Below are 18,979 nucleotides of genomic sequence, written 5' to 3'. Positions count from 1 at the left end.
CGATAGAACCGTGTCAACAACTTGGATTATTTTATTAGCCGTAATCGTAGCGTTCATCGGCTACACTGTATGGATGTATTTCTATCAGAGAAAATTAATTAAAACACTTTCAGAAGAAGAGTTTCGCGCTGGCTACCGTAAAGCACAGCTTATCGATATTCGCGAAGCAGACGAATATACTGCAGGACATATTTTAGGCGCACGTAACATTCCGTTATCACAAATTCGCCTTCGTCATAAAGAACTTCGCAAAGATCAACCAGTTTACTTATACTGCCAAAGCGGATTCCGTACTGGTCGTGCAGCTCAATACTTAAAAAAACAAGGCTACAAAGATTTCTACCAATTACAAGGTGGATTCAAAACGTGGACTGGAAAAATTAAAAAGAAATAATAACATACAAAAACTAGCTGAATCATTCAGCTAGTTTTTTCATTCCATATTATTTGCAATGTATAATAAATTTTGCTTAATCACATCTTTATCATTCTCTTGTGCATTACGATACAAAATCTGATATTCAAGTCCTTTCTCTTTCCAAATAAGCGTAGCGAATTCATCTCCTCGCCCAGAGTCATCTTTATTTTTAAAATAAGCGAATGCTCCACTATTCAATTTCATTTGTTCTTGAAATCGTTTCTCTTCCACGAGATCCGGAAAACTATAAGGAAAGTTCGCAACATTTAACTCAATATACTCATTTCTACCTGGCTCCCGCTGTTTATATTTAATCATTAAAACAGCCTTCTTTTTCCCAATCGTTCTGACTTCCCCCTTCACATCACTCGTAATGTCATACGGTAAAAACTCCGGAACTTTAAATTTCACCGGAAAATATTTCGGAAGCTCCTTTAGCGGAATAGGATCCGTAACACGATCCATCACTCCCCCTGTTGTTCCCACAAAGTTTTTTTCTTCTTGCATCGTTTGCTGAAACGAACATGAACTTAGCACTAGACTAGAAAACACGAAACAAATGATTCTTTTTTTCAATTTGTTTCCGCCCTTTCATACCGCCCTCTTAACGAACGCAGCGTTTATATGCTCTTCATATTCGCTTCGCTACCAAACTCCACCTTTGAAAACTTTCCACGTTATTCTCACACATTTTGACAAAACTATTTTGCAAACAAAAAGACCCCTATCATTCTTACGCCCAAGTGAAAAGGTTACGCGAATAAAAAGAAGCCTTATTCATACCATAGTTTGTGAAAAGCTTTTCAGGTCAAGATTTTTTCATTCTTATTATTTTCCCCTTATAATAAGGGAGAGAGGTGATACATATGGCCAATATAAAACAAATTGCAAAAACCGCTGGTGTATCCATATCAACTGTTTCCCGCGTCCTTAATAATCACCCTTACGTAAAAGAAGAAAAACGTAAGCGTGTTCTAGATGCTGTTGAAGAATTGAACTATGCAAAAAATATAAATGCTATTCATTTAATAAAGGGAAAAACATATACAATCGGGGTTATGCTCCCTTTCATTAATCTTCCATACTTCAGTACAATTATTGAAGGAATCGGAAACGAAGCGTTAACAGCTGGATATCACATTAATTTATGTCAAACAAATTACGATAGCCTCGAAGAGATTCGTGTTCTTGAAATGATGAAAATGAAACAATTCGACGGAATGATTATTTGCTCTCGAACGAGTTCTTGGGAACAAATTGAACCTTTCGCAAAATTTGCCCCTATTATTTCATGTGAAAAGATAAAGCATCCCCTCATTTCATCCGTCTACGTAGATCACTATGAAGGCTTCCGTCTCGGCACTGCCTATTTACTCAGTAAAGGCCATGAAAAAATCGGAATCTGTTTAGCAAGAAAAACGAGTGCAAATTCTATGGAGCGCGAAAAAGCATTTGCTGATACGCTGCATAACGAAGGTAAAACGGTACATCCAGATTGGATTTTTCATCAATGCTATACGATGCAGGATGGTGCAAAAATACTTCATCGCATTTTAAACATGAAAAATCGCCCAACCGCTATTTTTACAGCGAACGATCAAGTTGCAGCTGGTTTATTAACAGAGGCGCGAAAACATGGCATTCGGGTCCCTGAAGAACTTGCTATCCTTGGATTTGATAATCATGAAATTTCAAAGGCGTTAGAAATTTCCACAATTGAACACCCCGGTCTCGCAATGGGCTCACATGCTTTTTCTTTATTCCATAAACAAATCCAAAGCGAGCAAATTGCCGGGAAGGCAGAAGAGCTTTCATTCCATTTAATTGAGCGAGATACTGTCTAAAAAAAGAGCGTTACCTGTAGCGCTCTTTTTCAGCTCTTCACCTATTGACTTTATATTTTCCATCTCATATAATGAACCTAACGAACGGTAGGTAGGGGATGAAAATGACAGCAAACCGCATTAAAGCTGTAGCACTTTCTCATTTCGCACGCTACGGCTACGAAGGAACTTCATTGGCAAATATTGCTCAAGAAGTTGGGATTAAAAAACCATCGATTTACGCACACTTTAAAGGAAAAGAAGAGCTATATTTTATATGTTTAGAATCTGCTCTTCAAAAAGATTTACAGAGCTTCACAGACGATATCGAAAAATTTTCAAATTCGTCTACTGAAGAATTGCTCTTACAGTTACTAAAGGGCTACGCAAAACGATTTGGTGAAAGTGAAGAATCAATGTTTTGGTTACGAACTTCTTATTTTCCGCCTGATGCATTCCGCGTACAAATTATCAAAAAAGCGAATGCACACATTGAAAACGTCGGAAAACTTTTATTCCCTATATTTAAACAGGCAAACGAGCAAAGTGAACTGCATAACATTGAAGTAAAAGACGCTCTAGAAGCTTTTCTATGCTTACTGGACGGACTTATGGTGGAACTACTATTCGCAGGTTTAAATCGCTTTGAGACTCGTTTAAACGCCTCTTGGCAAGTATTTTGGCGAGGTCTTTCAAACTGACGGATTGCTCCTTTGCAATGCGTCGTTTTTAAGCCCTTTACCTAACGACTGGTAGGAAGGAGAAATGACATATGGCATGGATTTATGTAATCATAGCTGGTATTATTGAAATCTTTTGGGTTATTGGACTTAAAAAAGCGGAGGCACCACTTGAATGGGCTGGTGTTGCGTTATTAATTACAATTAGTTTCGTCTTATTATTTAGAGCTTATAAAGATTTACCTGTCGGCACTGTATATGCAGTCTTTACAGGAATTGGAGCTGGTGGGATCGTTCTTACAGAGATTTTCGTCTTCGGAGAACCTTTCTCTATTGTAAAAGTTTTATTAATCGGTTTAATCTTCTTCGGAGTAATTGGGCTAAAACGAGTAACAGAAGAAAAAGAAGCGAAGGAGGCCGCATAAAATGGCTTGGGTATTTTTAATTCTAGCTGGTATTTGTGAAATTATTGGTGTACTCTTTATGAAAGTAGCCACTGAAAAGAAAGGCTGGGCACCAAAAGTTATTTTAATCGCTAACTTCGGCGTAAGTTTCTTCTTCTTATCCCTTGCGATGAACACGTTACCGATGGGAACTGCTTACGCGATTTGGACTGGAATCGGAACTGCGGGAAGTGCACTTCTAGGTATTCTTATTTTCCGCGAATCAGCGGATTGGCGTCGTCTTGCCTTCTTAAGTTGCATTCTATGCGGCGCTGTTGGCTTAAAACTATTAAGCTAACGTGAGGTGAATGTCATGTGGAAAGAAAAAGGAAAACAAATGTTAGCATGGATTACACTCGGGAGTGTCATTCTATTGCAAATCAGTTTTCATATAATAGAATGGTTGTTTCATAAAATAGTATCCATTCTTACCTTCCTTCCTAGCATGGCACTTGAAATTGCATCTATTGCTTGGTCAGTTATTGCCTCCATTGCAATCGTCATTATATGGAGTATCGCCAAACTATGGAATAAATTATTTAAAAAGGACAGTACTTCTGAAAAAGAGTAACTGTCCTTTTTTACATTCATTCAGACTTTCTGTAGAAGTTTGATGTGATAAGACAAAGAAGACCAACTATGACAATACTTATACCAATTCCTTTATGTAAATTAGGAATTGGTGATGGTATATCTGAATAGAAATTTGCTAATATGAGACCGATTGAAAATAAAAGTACCCCTATTCTATATAACCATTTTCTTTTGTTCATCATTCTCCCCCTAACATTTTTCATACACTCCTTTCTTTTGGACATACTACCTAAAAAAGGAGTGGATAATATGCAAAATTCTATACATAAGCAGATCCTATTTTTATTTTTCTTCTTTCTCATTCTCGTTATCATTTTCAGCTTTATATTACATACTCCAAAAGATGTTGTACCGAATAGCCTCTCTGTTTATAAACTTTTACTTTCATATTGTCGTTATTGAAGAAGGTGCCTTATATAAGGCACCTTTTAAAATTCTCTTTTCTCATACAATTTGACTGAAACGAAGATAGATATTATGAACATGCATATTGAACTAACGAATAACATGCTGTTATATAGTTGAATTTGTTCTAGGTTGATTCCAAAGAAAATAGAGGAAACAGCCATAGGTGCTATCAATATAAAAATCGCAATAAAAATAGTTTTTTTATACGCTAACCAAAACGATATTGGTAAAACAAAACTTAAATACATTAAAATAAAGCTAATACTAGCAACCATTGTCGTTTCAATAAATTCAAATAGGTTAACCCCACTCTTCATTCCCATCGTGAAACAACCGACCGTTGCGCTTATAAAAAGAATAATCATTGCTACTATATATTTTGCATACACAATTTGTTTTCTCCATATTGGTAAGCTATTTACTATAACTTCACTCTCATTTTTACTATCTGCTTCAAATGTTTTTACTGTTGCCCCAATTGTAAAAATTACTGACATAATTATGAACAGATTTTTCGTATCTGTTAAGGCCATATAAAAGAAAACAGGATACAGTATGTACCAAATTAAAAATTTCCATTGAATGATGAAATCTTTTAAAATTAGTTGTTTCAATGCTATTCCCCCCTCACAGATCACGCTCATTATAAAAATGAATTGAGAAAAACATGGACATAACATATAAAAGAAGCAGCCCTGCTATAAAACAAATATTTACGACTAAACTCGTGTTCCAAGCATTTTCTACATCTAACCAGACGTTACTTACAATCAGTCCACTTAAATACCCCAACGCAAGTCCGGCAAACGGAGCAATTTGTTTTGCACTGCTATATCCTACTAAAAATTCAATTGGGAGTACGATTATGCTACAAACCAATCCTCCCGTTATTCCGCCAAGAACAGCTCCCCACAGCATAAGTCCAGTTATATATTCATTTTGTAACTGAATTAAACCAATCACTAGCGAGAAACCTCCACCTAAAGCAACTAAAATACTTACAAATATGTATTTCCCTATGACAATATCTTTCCGCTCAAACGGTAAACTATTTACTATTATTTCACTTTTATTTTTCCCCTCATAGCTCATTGACAGTACCATACCAAGAAAAGGTATAGATACGCTAATCGTCATAAGGAAACTATCACTATGAAAATCAACAATAGCAAGGAAAAACAAACATATAAGATAAACAAATCCTAACTTTCTTTGCAACATCATATCTTTTAAGACTAATTGCTTGATCATGTTTTACCCTCCTAATATGAAAATGCCCTTTCTATAACTCTGCCTCCTGAAACATTTTCATTGAGAGCAACATTGATACGACTATACTTACTAACACTCCGATACCAACAACACTCATTGCTAGTGTAGCCTCTTGAGAGTGGAGTACTTTTAACATGATTATTTCATCACCAAAAATATTGCACATAAGGCCAATCATACCCATTAAAGGAAAAATCATAATCACATTCAAGACAGTAATAGCTTTATATCCCCCAATGTAATTAGTAGGTATCGTTACTACACAATAAATCAAGGTTGCTACTATTGCTGAAAATATTGCATATCCAGGCATAACTATATCTCTGTTCAACAAAATATTTCCTAATATTACGACTATAGAGGTTATACTCAAACCGACTATAATAAATAATGTGGTTGAAATATATTTAGCTATAACTATCTCTTTTCTCATTATAGGCAAACTCACTAATACTTTTTCTGTTTTACTTTTTTCTTCATAATAAAAAGAAATATATATAATCGTACTACATGTTATAAATAATCCTATTGCAATCCCCATTGGTTCTACAGAATTTCTAAAAACAGATAAAATAGGTATTAAAAAATAGAAAGGAAACATCTTCTTCTGTAAGAAAAACTCCTTCAAAATCAACTGTTTCATATGAATTCTCCTCTCTACAAATCACGTGCTTCATAAATTTTAATTGTAAGAAACATAGAAGCGATATAAATACTGACTAATGCAATGAATCCAACTATAAATACACCAATATGCATAGGATTCATAATCCACTCCATGAATGAAGGTGTTGTTTCATTCAGCCCATCACTAATAAATATCCAAAGTATCCCCCCGACTCCTATTGATGCTGCTGATACTAGACTTCTTACTACATTCGATTTTATAGCATAATAACTAGGGAAAAAGGTGACAACTAAAAATACGGCGTAAACAAGCCCATTTACTACTCCATACCATGGAATTTCAATGTATAGATTAGGATGATATGCACCGATATCACCAATAACAGCGATACCTCTTATAAGGAAAATAAGCAACAACGTAGAGAACATGCCACCTACAATAAATATTGCGCTAGATATATATCTAGCAATCACGATATCCTTTCTACTTAACGGTAAACTATTCATAACAATGTCGCTTGTATTCCGTTCATCTATTACAATTAATATCGTAACTGAGGAAAGAGTTATAAATAAACAACTCATAGGAAACAGCATTTCACCACCGTTTTCAAACAAAAAGAATACAAAGGGTATAGTAAGATACACTGACCATATCCCCCGAAAAAAGAACAAATCTTTATAGATGAGCTGACGCACAGGCACCTCTCCCTTTTGCGGTGTAAACGATAATATCATCTAATGTAGGCTTTTCTAGTACAACCTCATTTCCAAACCAATCGATAATTGCTTGTTTATCCTTCGCTAAACCTTCGAAACCAAATTTATTTTTTCGTAATCCAATAAATAATTCTTTTCCTTCTCGGTCTAATAAATCATTACTTCCTTTTACGATTACGTAGTTCTCCATTAGTTCATCTTTCTCACCAGTAAATATAATTTCTCCATCATTGATGAACGTGATATAATCTGCGATGCGCTCTAAATCTGTTGTAATGTGCGTTGAGAATAATACAGATACTTCATCCTCCATTACAATTTCTTGCAAAATATCAAGTAATTCACTTCGAACAACTGGATCTAATCCTGCTGTCGGTTCATCCATAATGATAAACTCTGCGTGATGTGAAAGTGCGATAGCAATCGCAAATTTCATTTTCATCCCTTTTGATAGTTCTTTAATTTTTTTATACTTCGGAACTTGTAATCTGTGCATATACGATTGATACTGCTCTTCATCCCACTTTTTATATAATGGTGCAATAATACGTTTCATTTGTTCACACGTTAAATCTTCGTAGTAATGATTTTCATCATATACAAAACCAATATTTTGTTTTATTTCCTTTTCAGCTTTCTTATTGTCTTTGCCAAAAATTTTTATATCGCCGCTATCTTTTCGAATTAAATTCATAATCATTTTGATTGTCGTACTTTTCCCTGCGCCATTCGGTCCGACAAATCCCATAATATATCCGCGTGGTAACGTAAAACTTATATTTTTCACTGCAAAATCTTGATAACTTTTACAAACATTTTTTAGCTCTAACATCTCTTATTCCCCCTCATATAAACACGCAATCATCTGCTGTAAATCTTCAAGTGAAAGCTGCAACGCTTTACTTTCATTTACAATCTCTTCCGCTTTACTTTCCAATAGACGAAGCCTTTGTTCTTTTAGTAGTTCATTATTTTTACGTGAAACATAAGTCCCCTTCCCAGCAACAGTTTCTATATATCCTTCTTTTTCAAGCTCCTCGTACGCACGCTTCGTTGTAATTACACTAATTTGTAATTCCTTCGCTAAGCTACGAATAGACGGTAATTGGTCTCCACCCTTTAAACCACCATTTAAAATAAGCTGGCTTAATTGTTTTCTTATTTGTACATAAATAGGGTCTTGGGAAGAATTCGAAATAATAATATTCATGTTTTCCTCCAGTGTGTATATACTGTATATACCTTATATACACAGTATATACACACCATCCTATTTTTGGCAAGAAAAAAAGACCAACATTTTCCTGTTGGTCTTTCGTATATGTATCACTTTTCAAAGCGATCTAACATCTCATCTCTCATTCCGAAACTCACTACCGCAATTCCTACATACATAAACAGAAGGAACGCCGGATGAACTGTGTTGTACCAAGTGCTATCAACAATTAAATAAATCGTTAATGCTACAACAAGAACAAACGCTAAGATAAACATATAAAAGTGTCTTGTACTACCCATAATAAACTCCTCTCTTCTCTCGTCACCATTCAACAGTATATTGTATCGAATAATTCGATATGACTCAAGGTTAACTTTCTGTTATGTAATCAAGTTCCACCTTTACAATGTCCTCACATGCTATTGAAATGATTGTTCCTTTCTTATCAATTGCCGTCACTTCTCTATTATCCATTACACGATGTGCTACTCTTTCTAATACTTTTCCTTGATCTCGATAACAAAATTCTTTTACATCTTTAATCGTTTTTCCGTTTTCTAAATGGTATATCATTCTATAACACCGATATCCCACATTTTCACCCCCAACTTGCTCGTTTTTTCACATATACATAAAAATGAGTCATTCCTATCTCATTGCATCTTCTTAATTTCAATAAAATTCTAACAAAAATAAATACTTTTATCAAACTGACTTTTTCAACAAAATCACCTATGAAACTACTTCTTTACACCATTATGAAACAAAAAATATAAAATTTTAACATTTTCTTCACTAGTTCTGCATAAAGTGAAACTTTAATCAGCGGGGGATTTTTGTTCATCCCCATTGATTATCCGCCCACAAATCGCGGGACAAATTCTCCATACAAAAAAAGAACCCGCATATAGCGAGTTCTTCCTTTTTTATTCTAATTAAACTTGTACAGGAGCTAGCTTTTCATAACGTAAAACTGGTTTACGAGCAGCCAATGTTTCATCCAAACGTTTAATTACCGTTGTATGTGGCGCTTCTTGTACAACTTCTGGATTTTCTTCTACTTCTTTAGCAATTTGAATCATCTTATCAATGAAACCATCTAATGTTTCTTTTGATTCTGTTTCTGTCGGCTCAATCATAATACATTCTTCCACATTTAATGGGAAGTAAATTGTCGGTGGATGGTAACCGAAATCAAGCAGGCGCTTTGCGATATCTAATGTACGTACGCCAAGTTTCTTTTGGCGACGACCTGATAATACAAACTCATGCTTACAATGTCTATCGAACGGAAGATCATAGAATGGTGCTAATCTTCTCATCATATAGTTCGCATTTAATACCGCATACTCCGTTACTGCACGTAGTCCATCTGGACCCATAGAACGAATGTATGTGTATGCACGAACGTTAATTCCGAAGTTACCATAGAATGGTTTTACGCGCCCAATTGCTTCTGGACGATCATAGTTAAAGTGATAGCCATTTTCCGTTTTCTCTAAAATTGGTTTTGGTAAGTACGGAATTAAATCAGCTTTCACACCTACTGGACCCGAACCTGGGCCACCGCCGCCGTGAGGACCTGTAAATGTTTTATGAAGGTTTAAATGCACAACGTCAAATCCCATATCTCCTGGGCGCGCTTGGCTTAATACCGCATTTAAGTTTGCACCATCATAGTATAATTTACCGCCTGCGTTATGGACGATTTCTGCCATTTCTAAAATATTTTCTTCGAATAGACCTAATGTATTAGGATTTGTTAACATAAGTGCTGCTGTTTCTTCGTTTACAACACGTTTTAAATCTTCTAAGTCAACAAGACCATGTTCATTTGATTTTACTGTAATTGTTTCAAAACCAGCTACAGTTGCAGATGCTGGATTCGTTCCGTGAGCAGAGTCAGGAACAATTACTTTCGTACGGTTAAAGTCACCATTTGCTTCATGGTATGCACGAATTAACATTAAACCTGTCCATTCTCCGTGTGCACCCGCTGCTGGTTGCAATGTAACAGTATCCATACCTGTAATCTCAATTAAGTGCTCTTGTAAGTCGTACATTAATTCCATTGCACCTTGTACTGTCTTTTCATCTTGTAATGGATGAATATTTGCAAATCCTGCGAAACGAGCTACATTCTCGTTAATTTTCGGATTATATTTCATCGTACAAGATCCAAGTGGATAGAATCCAGAATCTACACCGTGGTTACGGTTTGAAAGTGCTGTATAGTGGCGCATAATGTCAAGTTCAGATACTTCTGGTAGCTCTGCATCTTCTACTCGAATATAATCGCTCTCAAACACATCTTCTAGTTTCACTTCTTCTACATCTAATTTTGGTAGGCTATATCCTATGCGTCCTTCTTTACTCACTTCAAAGATAAGTGCTTGGTCTTGGTTCTTCATTGGATAGCCCCCATTTCGTTTACAAGTGTGTCAATTTCCTCTTTTGTACGAAGCTCAGTTACTGCTACAAGCATATGGTTCTCATGCTCTTTATAATCACGGCCTAGGTCGTAACCGCCGATAATATTCTTTTGTAATAATGCATCGTTTACTTCTTTCACTGGACGCTTGCAATCTACAACAAACTCATTGAAGAATGGTCCAGCAAATGTTACAGTGAAGCCTTTCGCTTCAAATTGACGTTTTGCATATTGTGCTTTAGAAATGTTTTGACGTGCCATTTCTTTCACACCTTGTTTACCAAGTGCCGTCATTGCAACTGATGCTGCTAATGCATTTAACGCTTGGTTTGAACAAATGTTAGACGTCGCTTTATCACGGCGAATATGCTGTTCACGTGCTTGTAACGTTAATACAAATCCACGTTTACCATCTGAATCTACAGTTTGTCCAACAAGACGTCCTGGAATTTTACGCATAAATGCTTTCGTTGTTGCAAAGTAACCACAGTGTGGTCCACCAAACTGCGTTGGAATACCAAATGGTTGTGCATCACCGATTACAACATCAGCACCAAATTTTCCTGGTGGTGTTAATGCGCCTAATGATAATGGATTTGAAGAAACGATAAATAATGATTTTTGTTGATGAACGATTTTTTCAATATCAGCTAATTTTTCAACTTGTCCGAAGAAGTTTGGATATTGAACGATTACACAAGCAACTGTATCATCTACTTCACTTTGTAATACGTCTAAATCTGTTACACCATCTTTATGATTAATTTCAACAACTTCAAGATGTTGACCTTTTGCATACGTTTCAAGTACTGCTCTTGATTCTGGATGAACTGCACTAGATACAAGAATTTTCTTTTTGCGAGTATGGCCAGCTGCTAGCATTGCCGCTTCAGCTAAAGCTGTACCTCCGTCGTACATAGAAGAGTTTGCTACATCCATTCCTGTTAATTCACAAATCATTGTTTGGAATTCAAAGATCGCTTGTAATTCCCCTTGTGAAATTTCTGGTTGGTATGGCGTGTAAGCTGTATAAAATTCCGAGCGAGAGATAACGTGATCTACAATTACTGGAGCGTAATGATCGTATACACCTGCTCCTAAGAAAGAAGCGTATTCTTTTAAGTTAGCATTTTTACTAGCCATTTGAGTTAACTCTTTTAAAAGCTCTGGCTCTGATTTTGCTTCTTTAATTTTTAAATCCCCTTTAAAACGAACACTCTCTGGAATATCAGAGAATAACTCATCGATCGTTTGAACGCCGATCGTTTGTAACATTTCTTTTTTGTCTTCTTCTGTCATTGGAAGATAACGATGCAACATGAAATCTACCCCTCTCCCCGTTACTTTGAACGTTTATAAAATGGTGTTGGAACAACTACTGCTTTGACGCGTTTATTACGAATTTCAATTTCTACTTCTGTATCAACTGCTGCGTATTTTACATCAATTAGTGCTAAACCAATGCTTTTCTTTAACGTTGGAGATTGTGTACCACTCGTTACTTCCCCGATTTTTTCTTCTCCAATAAATACAGGGTAATGTGTACGAGGAATTCCACGTTCGATTACTTCGATGCCGACTAATTTACGAGGCGCACCGTTTTCTTTTTGCTCTTTTAACGTTTCTTTTCCAAAGAAGTCTGCTTCTTTATTTGGTTTTACCGCAAAGCCGATGCCAGCTTCAATCGGTGTAATATCTTTTGATAATTCTTGACCATAAAGTGGTAATGTTGCTTCGAAGCGAAGTGTATCGCGAGCACCTAAACCACATGCTTTTAAGCCTTCTTCTGCTCCAACTTCAAGAAGTTTTTCCCAAAGTTTTGCAGCATCTTCACTCTTACAGTAAATTTCAAATCCATCTTCACCTGTGTAACCTGTACGAGATACAAGTGCTGGAATTCCATCTACAAGAATATCGTTTTTAAATTTAAAGAACTTAATTTCTTTCAAATCTTCTGACACAACTTTTTGTAAAATGCCTTCTGCTTTTGGACCTTGAATTGCAAGCTGTGCAACTTCACTAGAAACATTGACTACTGTCGCATCGCCAATTACATGGCTAGCTAACCATTCGTAATCTTTCTCGATATTTGATGCATTGATTACTAATAAATAGTCTTCTTCACCACGTTTGTAGATTAATAAATCATCTACTGTACCACCATTTTCGTAGCACATAGCTGTATATTGTGCGCCTCCTACCTTTAAGGTAGAAACGTCATTTGTAACAACACGTTGTAAAAATGCTAAACTATCTACACCTTTTACCTCAACTTCTCCCATATGAGACACATCGAACAAACCTGCAGCCGTACGTACAGCTTCATGTTCTTCTTTAATGCTTGAAAATTGAACTGGTAATTCCCAACCACCGAAGTCGATTGTTTTTCCACCATACTTCGCGTATACATCAAATAACGGTGTACGTTGTAATGTAATCATGCTCTCTCCCCCTTATGCTTTGACAAATCAATAAAAGTTGCTCGCCATATCTAAACATTTTCACTCTGAAAAGATAGGATATACGGAATCTCATTATATTTTTTTATGAAAGCGTAAATAAAAAATCACTTTCTTGGATAAAATACGAAAGATTCCACACATTTCACACCATTATCCTAACATTATTCGCTATATTTCATCAATATTCTAGCATAAAAAATAATTTAGAATTTTTCATTCTTAATCTTATTAAATACAATTTTCAAAATTTAGCCCTTTATCTTTTCCTATTCTTTAATTTTCAGCAAGTGTAATAGAGCCTTATTACAAGGCTTATATAATAAAGATTTTTTTAATAATTACTTTAGTTTATAAAAGGTGGGAGAGTCGTAATGAATGTCGATATTTCCGTAGATCGAACGTGGCAAAACAATTTTTTAAATAGAATTAACGAAGATGGTCCTTGGACAAATTGGGATTTATATCATTTAGCTTATAAAACAGAAAAATCGTTACTTGTTCCTACTTTCGATGGATTACAAGCACCGAAGCATTTATCTCATTTCACACCACTTCCTCATCAATTAGAAGTCGCTCAAAATGTCATTGAACAAATGAATGGTAAAGCGATACTAGCAGATGAAGTGGGACTTGGGAAAACGATTGAAGCTGGGCTGATTTTAAAAGAATATATGGTCCGCGGCCTTGTGAAAAAAGTACTTATACTCGTCCCTGCCTCTCTCGTATCACAATGGGCATACGAATTAAATACAAAGTTTTTTATTCCAGCTGTAGCTCAAAAGAAAAGCTACTCGTGGGAACAAGCCGATGTGATTGTATCATCAATTGATACTGCAAAACGTTCACCGCATCGCGATATCGTTTTGAATTTAGAATATGACCTTATTATTATCGATGAAGCACATAAACTTAAAAATAATAAAACAAAAAACTATGAATTTGCACAACGATTAAAAAAGAAATTTTGCTTATTATTAACCGCTACGCCTGTTCAAAATAAGATTGATGAAATTTTCAACCTCGTTTCTTTATTAAAGCCAGGACATTTAGGCAATCAATCCAACTTTGAAGAATATTATGCTTCAAAAAATCGTTCCGCCGAATCTGATGAAGATTTAAAATCTCTTATTAACAAAGTGATGGTCCGAAATCGACGTCATAATACCGGAATTGATTGGCCAAAGAGACATGTACGTACAATTTTTGTTGAGTTTAATGAAGAAGAGCAAGCTTTGTATAATGGTATTGAAAATTGGCGAGGACAAGATGCCTTCACATCTGCTTTCTCATCGTTAACTTTAAAACGGGAAGCGTGTAGTAGTCGTGAAGCTGTTTACTATTCATTAAAAAAACATGTGGAAAAAAGGCAGAAAGAAAATGAGCATTACATAAAAGACCCGCATATTGATGTGCTAATGGACAAAATTAATCATATTCCTTTCAACTCAAAAGCGAATAAAGCACTAGAACTTATAAAAGAAATTGACGATAAAGTCATTATTTTCACTGAATATAGAGCTTCACAAATGTATTTACAATGGTTTTTACAACAACACGGTATTTCTTCCGTTCCATTCCGCGGCGGGTTTAAACGTGGGAAGAAAGATTGGATGAAGGAGCTTTTCCAAAACCACGCACAAGTATTAATTGCAACCGAAGCTGGTGGTGAAGGGATTAACTTACAGTTTTGTAGCCATATGATTAATTATGACTTACCGTGGAATCCAATGCGTCTTGAACAAAGAATCGGACGTATTCACCGTCTTGGTCAAAAGAATGATGTTCATATTTATAACTTAGCTACAAAACATACTGTTGAAGAACATATTTTGAAACTGTTATATGAAAAAATCAATTTATTTGAGCGTGTTATCGGTGAACTTGATGAAATTTTAACGAGAATTAATATGAAAAACATCGACGCACATATTCAAGAAATATTTGCGCAATCAAAAAGCGAAGGAGAAATCCGAATTAAGATGGAAAACTTAACATCTATTATCGACTTCGCGAAACGAAATGAAGCTGAGGTGCAAGGCTATGCAGCAACATGAAATTCATAATTACTTATACAATTTTTTTGAGGCGAATAACTGCGAAATTTTAAAGCGCTCCCCTCATCTATTAGATGTGCAGTTAACAATTGAGATGGATAAATTATTAATGAACCGTCCTTTTTATTGGCACTATCTTGAGAAAACAGGAGGCGTACCGAATCCGATGCGCCTTACTCTTCTTACAAATCCAGAAAGTGAAGAAAGCGATGGTGAGCTTATTCACTACGGTTCACCACGTCTTCATCAAATTTTCCAAACGACAAAAGAATTAGGCTCTTACATACGTTTATATGAGGAAGTACGGCATAGCGGGGCAACGCATACACCGCTCCATCCGTGGCTCGGTGTAAATATTAAAGTTTCCTATCAATGTGATCGAAAAAAAGACATCCTTCACTCCATTGGGATTCATCTCATTTCTGGCACAATGATCGCAAACTTTCATGAAACATTAGCTAAAATTAAACTTACACCGAAAATACCTGACTTTTGCTTTACGCTCTCGCCTATCATTAAACCGCAAAGCGGTTTACAACGTATAGAGGATGCTTTAAAAAATATTATTGCAGAAGATGACCATACGTGGGCGAAAGAAGCAAGAGTGCGCTGGAATCACGATTTAGATCTTTTAAATCGTTTTTATGAAGAAAGTGATGAACTCCCCGAAAGCTATGAAATTGAAAAACAAGCCTTGCAAGAGCAATATGAACCACGCATTACAGTACAAATTATTAACGGCGGACTCTTTTATGTTACCGCGAATCATTTTCTTTCTTAAAAAGCCCCTTCTGTTTTAGAAGGAGCTTTTTTGGGGTTATCCTCTATCGCCATTACGCTCTTGTTGTTTTTGCTTTGCCATACGTTTTTGATGCGCACGATCCTTTGCGCTCACATGATTAGCATCAGTTGGAAGATTTTCTTTTGAACGACCAATTCCATTGCTCATCTTTATCACTCCTTTTTATATCTTTCAAAATACATCCTTATTTTCAGCTAGAGATACAATCCTTATACAAAAAAATAAGAGCAGCCATTGGCTACTCTTACTCACTCACATATTTTTGAAACATATCATGGATGCCTTTATTTACGAGGTTCGAGATCTGCTCGTCAGATTTATTCGGATAACGATCACGCAATCTGATAGATGCCTTCACCATTAAATTTTCTAATACAGAACGGCCACCTTCTCCATAAATAATTTCAGCATACTTAACAAGCCTTCCATCCTCTACTGTTGCTGGATTATGATTGAAGAAAAATTTACTCATTGTCTCCACCTCTCTATTTTGATAACGTTTACATTTATATAGATTATTTATGTTATTTATTTCACAATATTGTATGCATGTATATTTAATTAGTTTCATTATAAAGCAACATATCGATAGTAAATATGTGATTTTCCGTCCATTTTGTGAACAAACCAAAAAATGAAAGCGTTTCCTTTATTATATACTAAAAAAACTTACTACGCTAGGGGCAATTTTTTCAATCTACTAATCCCTCAAAAAGTGATATATTTTTTCTTTTCCCATTAAACATTATACAATTTTCAGAAATTATATTATAAAATATATGTATGACTTAAGGAGGATTTATATGAATCAAAATAAAAAAGCTATATTAGATCTTGTCTTTTATCTCGTAATCCCATTCCTCATTTGGAAATTTGCAAAACCTTATATCGATCCTTATTACGCGATGTTACTTTCCTCTGTTCCGGGGATTATTTATACACTGTATACCTTTAAAAAAGAAAAACAGTTTAACGTAACAGGATTCTTTATTTTAATTACACTCATTTCTAATACAACGGTAGACCTATTATCTGGATCAGCTGAACGAATGTTATGGAACGATGCGTATTATCACATCGTGCTCGGTATTATCGTTATATGTACCATTTTTATAAAAAAACCACTTATGTTATATTTCGCAGCAGATATTGCCGCATTGCAAGGCCATGACCGTGATAAAAGTCGTGAACTGTATCGTGATAGTCGTATCTATCCAGCACTAAAATATTTAACGCTATTTTTCGGGCTACAATTCATATTAAAAAGCTTCTTAAAAATTTATTTCATCTCTGTTTTCGGTGTAGATGGCTATGGTGAAATGAGAGCGATTATGACCGCTGTTGGATGGGGCATTTCCATTTGTATCGGAATTGGATTTGTTTGGGTAAACAACAAAATACATGCTGTTACAGAAGAAAAAGAATCTGTACAGTAAATGAAAATCCCCTAGTAGCATCATACTACTAGGGGATTTTCATTTTACTACACATATTACGAAATCGTTAACTTGATTTTTTTCTTTTATTTTTTACGTTTCGATAAAACAAAGCAGCACTAAGCGGCATAACACCAAACCACTTATTCATAAATGGCTCTTTTTCAGCACGGCGTTGTTCTTTCTTTTGTTTACGATCTTCTTTTGGAGCATCCATATACGACACAAACTGCTGTGTCACAAAGCGAACATAATCATTAGTAGACATATTATCATCACCTCTACTTGATTAGTATGTCCACTTTTTTATTCATTAATCTTTTCTTTTAATTCATTCATGATTTGTTTTACCGATTTATTCGTCGTATCGATATGAATATGAGCCTCTTCATAATGAGCTCGGCGCGATTCAAATTTTGCCACAAATGCCTCTATATCTTTCTTCTGAAATAGTGGACGTGTCGTATCTTCACGAAGCCTTTCTGCAATTACATGTGGATCACAATATAAATACACGACAGTTCCATTTTCCTTCATCCACTTTCGGTTTTCCTCTCGCTCAATGATTCCACCACCAGTTGTAATAATTACATTACAACTGGGTAGTGAACGTAACATTTCACTTTCATATTCCCGAAAAGCGATTTCCCCTTCTTCGGCAAAAATATCACGAATTGCCTTCTCTTGCTTCTCTTCAATCTTTTGGTCGGTATCGACAACATCCATATGAAGTTCTTTACTTAATTCTTTTCCAATTGTTGTTTTCCCAGCTCCCATATAACCGGTTATGTATATAGATTTCATGTTCGTTCCTCTCAATCATCCGTTATTATTTGTTATTATAACGAAAGATTACATTATTTAATAAAAAAACGTTTTGTTCTCCTTGTACAATGAAGAACAAAACGTCACATACACGTTTTTACTTATAAGTGCCTCTTCTCACCCACTGCGTTGCAATCCATTTCTCACCTTTCGTTACAGGTGCCCCTCCATGTAACGTAAGCTCATTTAGTGATTGATCTTGATAAAAATACTCAAAGTATACTGCCATTCCCTTTCTAGGGTGCACAGAAAGATTTAATTTCGGGAAGAACGTTTCTCCGCCTTCTTCTACATCATTTAAGTACATGATAAGCGTACTGATACGATTATTAGCAGCTGATCTACTATGTTCCGCAAAATAATCATAGTGCGCTTTATATTGTTGATCCACTTCATAATTTAAAATGTGCAATCCTTCTCCATGCGCTACAGGAACATTCATGATAGATGAAATTCGTTTTTCAATCTTTACAGTAAGCTCATTGTCTTCCAAAAATGCACCGCTACTCGTTCGAATATCATTTACATCACGTGATGAACCAACTTTAGAACGTTTCATTTTACTTTTAGACAATTCAATCAATTCGTCGCATTCTTCATCACTTAATACATTTCCTAACACGACAATAAGAGGTTCTTCGAATTTTGAAATAATGTGTATTTCCCTATCTTCCGTCATAATTGCATTTCCTTTATGATCAAAAATAGTTTGTTCCTTATTTTCACCTATTTGATTGTTATTTGTCATTTCCCTATTCTCCCTAA

Annotated in this window: 27 protein-coding genes and 1 pseudogene; 10 read left to right on the top strand and 18 right to left on the bottom strand. The window is 35.4% G+C overall.

The window, feature by feature from the left end:
* Window positions 1–10 precede the first annotated feature (10 nt).
* Window positions 11–394 (top strand): rhodanese-like domain-containing protein, encoded by a 384-nt coding sequence (locus RBB48_RS02350; RefSeq protein WP_000108656.1) that lies wholly within the window; start codon window positions 11–13, stop codon window positions 392–394.
* Between the two features lie 39 nt (window positions 395–433).
* Here RBB48_RS02350 and RBB48_RS02345 read toward each other — a convergent pair whose 3' ends face one another.
* The gene (locus tag RBB48_RS02345; RefSeq protein ID WP_306007444.1) at window positions 434–970 is read right to left on the bottom strand and encodes a DNA polymerase III subunit delta; all 537 of its coding nucleotides are present in this window, start codon (window positions 968–970) and stop codon (window positions 434–436) included.
* 314 nt (window positions 971–1,284) lie between these two features.
* Between RBB48_RS02345 and RBB48_RS02340 the strand changes: the two genes are divergently transcribed.
* The 5 genes from RBB48_RS02340 (at window position 1,285) to RBB48_RS02320 (ending at window position 3,935) form a co-directional block, all read left to right on the top strand.
* Entirely contained in the window at window positions 1,285–2,262 is a 978-nt protein-coding gene (locus RBB48_RS02340) for a LacI family DNA-binding transcriptional regulator (protein WP_001273975.1), read from the top strand.
* A 98-nt stretch (window positions 2,263–2,360) separates the two neighbouring features.
* Window positions 2,361–2,942: a TetR/AcrR family transcriptional regulator gene (locus tag RBB48_RS02335; RefSeq protein WP_141474868.1), complete on the top strand. Its 582-nt coding sequence runs from the start codon at window positions 2,361–2,363 to the stop codon at window positions 2,940–2,942.
* A gap of 71 nt (window positions 2,943–3,013) precedes the next feature.
* The gene (locus RBB48_RS02330) at window positions 3,014–3,346 is read left to right on the top strand and encodes a DMT family transporter (RefSeq protein WP_000312344.1); all 333 of its coding nucleotides are present in this window, start codon (window positions 3,014–3,016) and stop codon (window positions 3,344–3,346) included.
* Between the two features lies 1 nt (window position 3,347).
* Window positions 3,348–3,662, top strand: coding sequence for a DMT family transporter (locus tag RBB48_RS02325; protein WP_000312623.1), 315 nt, complete (start codon window positions 3,348–3,350; stop codon window positions 3,660–3,662).
* Window positions 3,663–3,677: 15 nt separating this feature from the next.
* Complete coding sequence (locus tag RBB48_RS02320; protein WP_087985176.1) at window positions 3,678–3,935, top strand: DUF3975 family protein; 258 nt, start codon at window positions 3,678–3,680, stop codon at window positions 3,933–3,935.
* A gap of 16 nt (window positions 3,936–3,951) precedes the next feature.
* On the opposite strand, the gene RBB48_RS02315 is transcribed toward RBB48_RS02320, so the two are convergent.
* The 12 genes from RBB48_RS02315 to gcvT all read right to left on the bottom strand — a co-directional run bounded on the left by RBB48_RS02315 (window position 3,952) and on the right by gcvT (window position 13,076).
* A complete protein-coding gene (locus RBB48_RS02315; protein WP_141542702.1) occupies window positions 3,952–4,137 on the bottom strand; it encodes a hypothetical protein in 186 nt (61 codons plus the stop codon).
* A 249-nt stretch (window positions 4,138–4,386) separates the two neighbouring features.
* Complete coding sequence (locus RBB48_RS02310; protein ID WP_033662759.1) at window positions 4,387–5,010, bottom strand: ABC-2 transporter permease; 624 nt, start codon at window positions 5,008–5,010, stop codon at window positions 4,387–4,389.
* Window positions 4,994–5,617 (bottom strand): ABC-2 transporter permease, encoded by a 624-nt coding sequence (locus RBB48_RS02305; protein WP_000595368.1) that lies wholly within the window; start codon window positions 5,615–5,617, stop codon window positions 4,994–4,996. The genes RBB48_RS02310 and RBB48_RS02305 overlap by 17 nt, the downstream gene beginning before the upstream one ends.
* Window positions 5,618–5,648: 31 nt before the next feature.
* Window positions 5,649–6,281, bottom strand: a complete 633-nt coding sequence (locus RBB48_RS02300) for an ABC-2 transporter permease (protein WP_149213037.1) — start codon at window positions 6,279–6,281, stop codon at window positions 5,649–5,651.
* Window positions 6,282–6,295: 14 nt separating this feature from the next.
* Entirely contained in the window at window positions 6,296–6,964 is a 669-nt protein-coding gene (locus RBB48_RS02295) for an ABC-2 transporter permease (protein WP_262719685.1), read from the bottom strand.
* Entirely contained in the window at window positions 6,945–7,817 is an 873-nt protein-coding gene (locus RBB48_RS02290; protein ID WP_149213035.1) for an ABC transporter ATP-binding protein, read from the bottom strand. The genes RBB48_RS02295 and RBB48_RS02290 overlap by 20 nt, the downstream gene beginning before the upstream one ends.
* A 3-nt stretch (window positions 7,818–7,820) precedes the next feature.
* Window positions 7,821–8,195 (bottom strand): GntR family transcriptional regulator, encoded by a 375-nt coding sequence (locus tag RBB48_RS02285; protein WP_001021351.1) that lies wholly within the window; start codon window positions 8,193–8,195, stop codon window positions 7,821–7,823.
* A 116-nt stretch (window positions 8,196–8,311) separates the two neighbouring features.
* Entirely contained in the window at window positions 8,312–8,503 is a 192-nt protein-coding gene (locus tag RBB48_RS02280; RefSeq protein ID WP_000535935.1) for a hypothetical protein, read from the bottom strand.
* Between the two features lie 70 nt (window positions 8,504–8,573).
* Entirely contained in the window at window positions 8,574–8,777 is a 204-nt protein-coding gene (locus RBB48_RS02275; protein WP_000639158.1) for a DUF3929 family protein, read from the bottom strand.
* Between the two features lie 362 nt (window positions 8,778–9,139).
* On the bottom strand, window positions 9,140–10,615 hold the full coding sequence (gcvPB, locus tag RBB48_RS02270; RefSeq protein WP_000795689.1) for an aminomethyl-transferring glycine dehydrogenase subunit 2: 1,476 nt from the start codon (window positions 10,613–10,615) through the stop codon (window positions 9,140–9,142).
* Window positions 10,612–11,955: an aminomethyl-transferring glycine dehydrogenase subunit 1 gene (gcvPA, locus tag RBB48_RS02265; protein ID WP_000903246.1), complete on the bottom strand. Its 1,344-nt coding sequence runs from the start codon at window positions 11,953–11,955 to the stop codon at window positions 10,612–10,614. Before gcvPA ends, gcvPB begins: the two co-directional genes overlap by 4 nt.
* A 20-nt stretch (window positions 11,956–11,975) precedes the next feature.
* Window positions 11,976–13,076, bottom strand: a complete 1,101-nt coding sequence (gcvT, locus tag RBB48_RS02260; protein ID WP_000631766.1) for a glycine cleavage system aminomethyltransferase GcvT — start codon at window positions 13,074–13,076, stop codon at window positions 11,976–11,978.
* Between the two features lie 392 nt (window positions 13,077–13,468).
* Between gcvT and RBB48_RS02255 the strand changes: the two genes are divergently transcribed.
* Window positions 13,469–15,151, top strand: a complete 1,683-nt coding sequence (locus RBB48_RS02255; protein ID WP_046956347.1) for a DEAD/DEAH box helicase — start codon at window positions 13,469–13,471, stop codon at window positions 15,149–15,151.
* Window positions 15,138–15,932: a YqhG family protein gene (locus RBB48_RS02250; RefSeq protein ID WP_001183978.1), complete on the top strand. Its 795-nt coding sequence runs from the start codon at window positions 15,138–15,140 to the stop codon at window positions 15,930–15,932. Before RBB48_RS02255 ends, RBB48_RS02250 begins: the two co-directional genes overlap by 14 nt.
* A gap of 36 nt (window positions 15,933–15,968) precedes the next feature.
* Here the strand turns inward: RBB48_RS02250 and RBB48_RS02245 are convergent, their stop codons facing one another.
* Both RBB48_RS02245 and RBB48_RS02240 read right to left on the bottom strand, forming a co-directional pair.
* Window positions 15,969–16,100 (bottom strand): hypothetical protein, encoded by a 132-nt coding sequence (locus tag RBB48_RS02245; RefSeq protein WP_000064661.1) that lies wholly within the window; start codon window positions 16,098–16,100, stop codon window positions 15,969–15,971.
* Window positions 16,101–16,197: 97 nt separating this feature from the next.
* Window positions 16,198–16,425 carry a hypothetical protein gene (locus RBB48_RS02240; RefSeq protein ID WP_000032702.1) on the bottom strand — a complete coding sequence of 76 codons (228 nt, stop codon included), beginning with the start codon at window positions 16,423–16,425 and terminating at the stop codon, window positions 16,198–16,200.
* A 73-nt stretch (window positions 16,426–16,498) separates the two neighbouring features.
* Here RBB48_RS02240 and RBB48_RS02235 point away from each other — a divergent pair.
* Both RBB48_RS02235 and RBB48_RS02230 read left to right on the top strand, forming a co-directional pair.
* A pseudogene (locus tag RBB48_RS02235) lies at window positions 16,499–16,616 on the top strand (GTP pyrophosphokinase).
* 140 nt (window positions 16,617–16,756) lie between these two features.
* The gene (locus RBB48_RS02230; RefSeq protein WP_088064402.1) at window positions 16,757–17,389 is read left to right on the top strand and encodes a VC0807 family protein; all 633 of its coding nucleotides are present in this window, start codon (window positions 16,757–16,759) and stop codon (window positions 17,387–17,389) included.
* Between the two features lie 67 nt (window positions 17,390–17,456).
* Here RBB48_RS02230 and RBB48_RS02225 read toward each other — a convergent pair whose 3' ends face one another.
* The 3 genes from RBB48_RS02225 to RBB48_RS02215 form a co-directional block, all read right to left on the bottom strand.
* Window positions 17,457–17,657: a YqzE family protein gene (locus RBB48_RS02225; RefSeq protein WP_000106081.1), complete on the bottom strand. Its 201-nt coding sequence runs from the start codon at window positions 17,655–17,657 to the stop codon at window positions 17,457–17,459.
* Window positions 17,658–17,695: 38 nt separating this feature from the next.
* Complete coding sequence (locus tag RBB48_RS02220) at window positions 17,696–18,193, bottom strand: shikimate kinase (protein WP_088123393.1); 498 nt, start codon at window positions 18,191–18,193, stop codon at window positions 17,696–17,698.
* A 118-nt stretch (window positions 18,194–18,311) separates the two neighbouring features.
* Complete coding sequence (locus RBB48_RS02215; protein ID WP_046957539.1) at window positions 18,312–18,962, bottom strand: 2OG-Fe(II) oxygenase; 651 nt, start codon at window positions 18,960–18,962, stop codon at window positions 18,312–18,314.
* Window positions 18,963–18,979 lie beyond the last annotated feature (17 nt).

It is taken from the genome of Bacillus sp. MMSF_3353 (assembly GCF_030733445.1).
GTDB lineage: Bacteria > Bacillota > Bacilli > Bacillales > Bacillaceae_G > Bacillus_A > Bacillus_A wiedmannii.
The sequence above is the reverse complement of the archived record's forward strand: the minus strand, read 5'-3'. Positions and strand labels throughout refer to the sequence as shown.

Coding starts and splice junctions, on each gene's coding strand:
- RBB48_RS02340 (WP_001273975.1), top strand. CDS start 1,285: ATGGCCAATATAAAACAAATTGCAAAAACCGCTGGTGTATCCATATCA.
- RBB48_RS02335 (WP_141474868.1), top strand. CDS start 2,361: ATGAAAATGACAGCAAACCGCATTAAAGCTGTAGCACTTTCTCATTTC.
- RBB48_RS02330 (WP_000312344.1), top strand. CDS start 3,014: ATGGCATGGATTTATGTAATCATAGCTGGTATTATTGAAATCTTTTGG.
- RBB48_RS02325 (WP_000312623.1), top strand. CDS start 3,348: ATGGCTTGGGTATTTTTAATTCTAGCTGGTATTTGTGAAATTATTGGT.
- RBB48_RS02320 (WP_087985176.1), top strand. CDS start 3,678: ATGTGGAAAGAAAAAGGAAAACAAATGTTAGCATGGATTACACTCGGG.
- RBB48_RS02315 (WP_141542702.1), bottom strand. CDS start 4,137: ATGAACAAAAGAAAATGGTTATATAGAATAGGGGTACTTTTATTTTCA.
- RBB48_RS02310 (WP_033662759.1), bottom strand. CDS start 5,010: ATGAGCGTGATCTGTGAGGGGGGAATAGCATTGAAACAACTAATTTTA.
- RBB48_RS02305 (WP_000595368.1), bottom strand. CDS start 5,617: ATGATCAAGCAATTAGTCTTAAAAGATATGATGTTGCAAAGAAAGTTA.
- RBB48_RS02300 (WP_149213037.1), bottom strand. CDS start 6,281: ATGAAACAGTTGATTTTGAAGGAGTTTTTCTTACAGAAGAAGATGTTT.
- RBB48_RS02290 (WP_149213035.1), bottom strand. CDS start 7,817: ATGTTAGAGCTAAAAAATGTTTGTAAAAGTTATCAAGATTTTGCAGTG.
- RBB48_RS02285 (WP_001021351.1), bottom strand. CDS start 8,195: ATGAATATTATTATTTCGAATTCTTCCCAAGACCCTATTTATGTACAA.
- RBB48_RS02280 (WP_000535935.1), bottom strand. CDS start 8,503: ATGGGTAGTACAAGACACTTTTATATGTTTATCTTAGCGTTTGTTCTT.
- RBB48_RS02275 (WP_000639158.1), bottom strand. CDS start 8,777: ATGATATACCATTTAGAAAACGGAAAAACGATTAAAGATGTAAAAGAA.
- gcvPB (WP_000795689.1), bottom strand. CDS start 10,615: ATGAAGAACCAAGACCAAGCACTTATCTTTGAAGTGAGTAAAGAAGGA.
- gcvPA (WP_000903246.1), bottom strand. CDS start 11,955: ATGTTGCATCGTTATCTTCCAATGACAGAAGAAGACAAAAAAGAAATG.
- gcvT (WP_000631766.1), bottom strand. CDS start 13,076: ATGATTACATTACAACGTACACCGTTATTTGATGTATACGCGAAGTAT.
- RBB48_RS02255 (WP_046956347.1), top strand. CDS start 13,469: ATGAATGTCGATATTTCCGTAGATCGAACGTGGCAAAACAATTTTTTA.
- RBB48_RS02250 (WP_001183978.1), top strand. CDS start 15,138: ATGCAGCAACATGAAATTCATAATTACTTATACAATTTTTTTGAGGCG.
- RBB48_RS02245 (WP_000064661.1), bottom strand. CDS start 16,100: ATGAGCAATGGAATTGGTCGTTCAAAAGAAAATCTTCCAACTGATGCT.
- RBB48_RS02240 (WP_000032702.1), bottom strand. CDS start 16,425: ATGAGTAAATTTTTCTTCAATCATAATCCAGCAACAGTAGAGGATGGA.
- RBB48_RS02230 (WP_088064402.1), top strand. CDS start 16,757: ATGAATCAAAATAAAAAAGCTATATTAGATCTTGTCTTTTATCTCGTA.
- RBB48_RS02225 (WP_000106081.1), bottom strand. CDS start 17,657: ATGTCTACTAATGATTATGTTCGCTTTGTGACACAGCAGTTTGTGTCG.
- RBB48_RS02220 (WP_088123393.1), bottom strand. CDS start 18,193: ATGAAATCTATATACATAACCGGTTATATGGGAGCTGGGAAAACAACA.
- RBB48_RS02215 (WP_046957539.1), bottom strand. CDS start 18,962: ATGACAAATAACAATCAAATAGGTGAAAATAAGGAACAAACTATTTTT.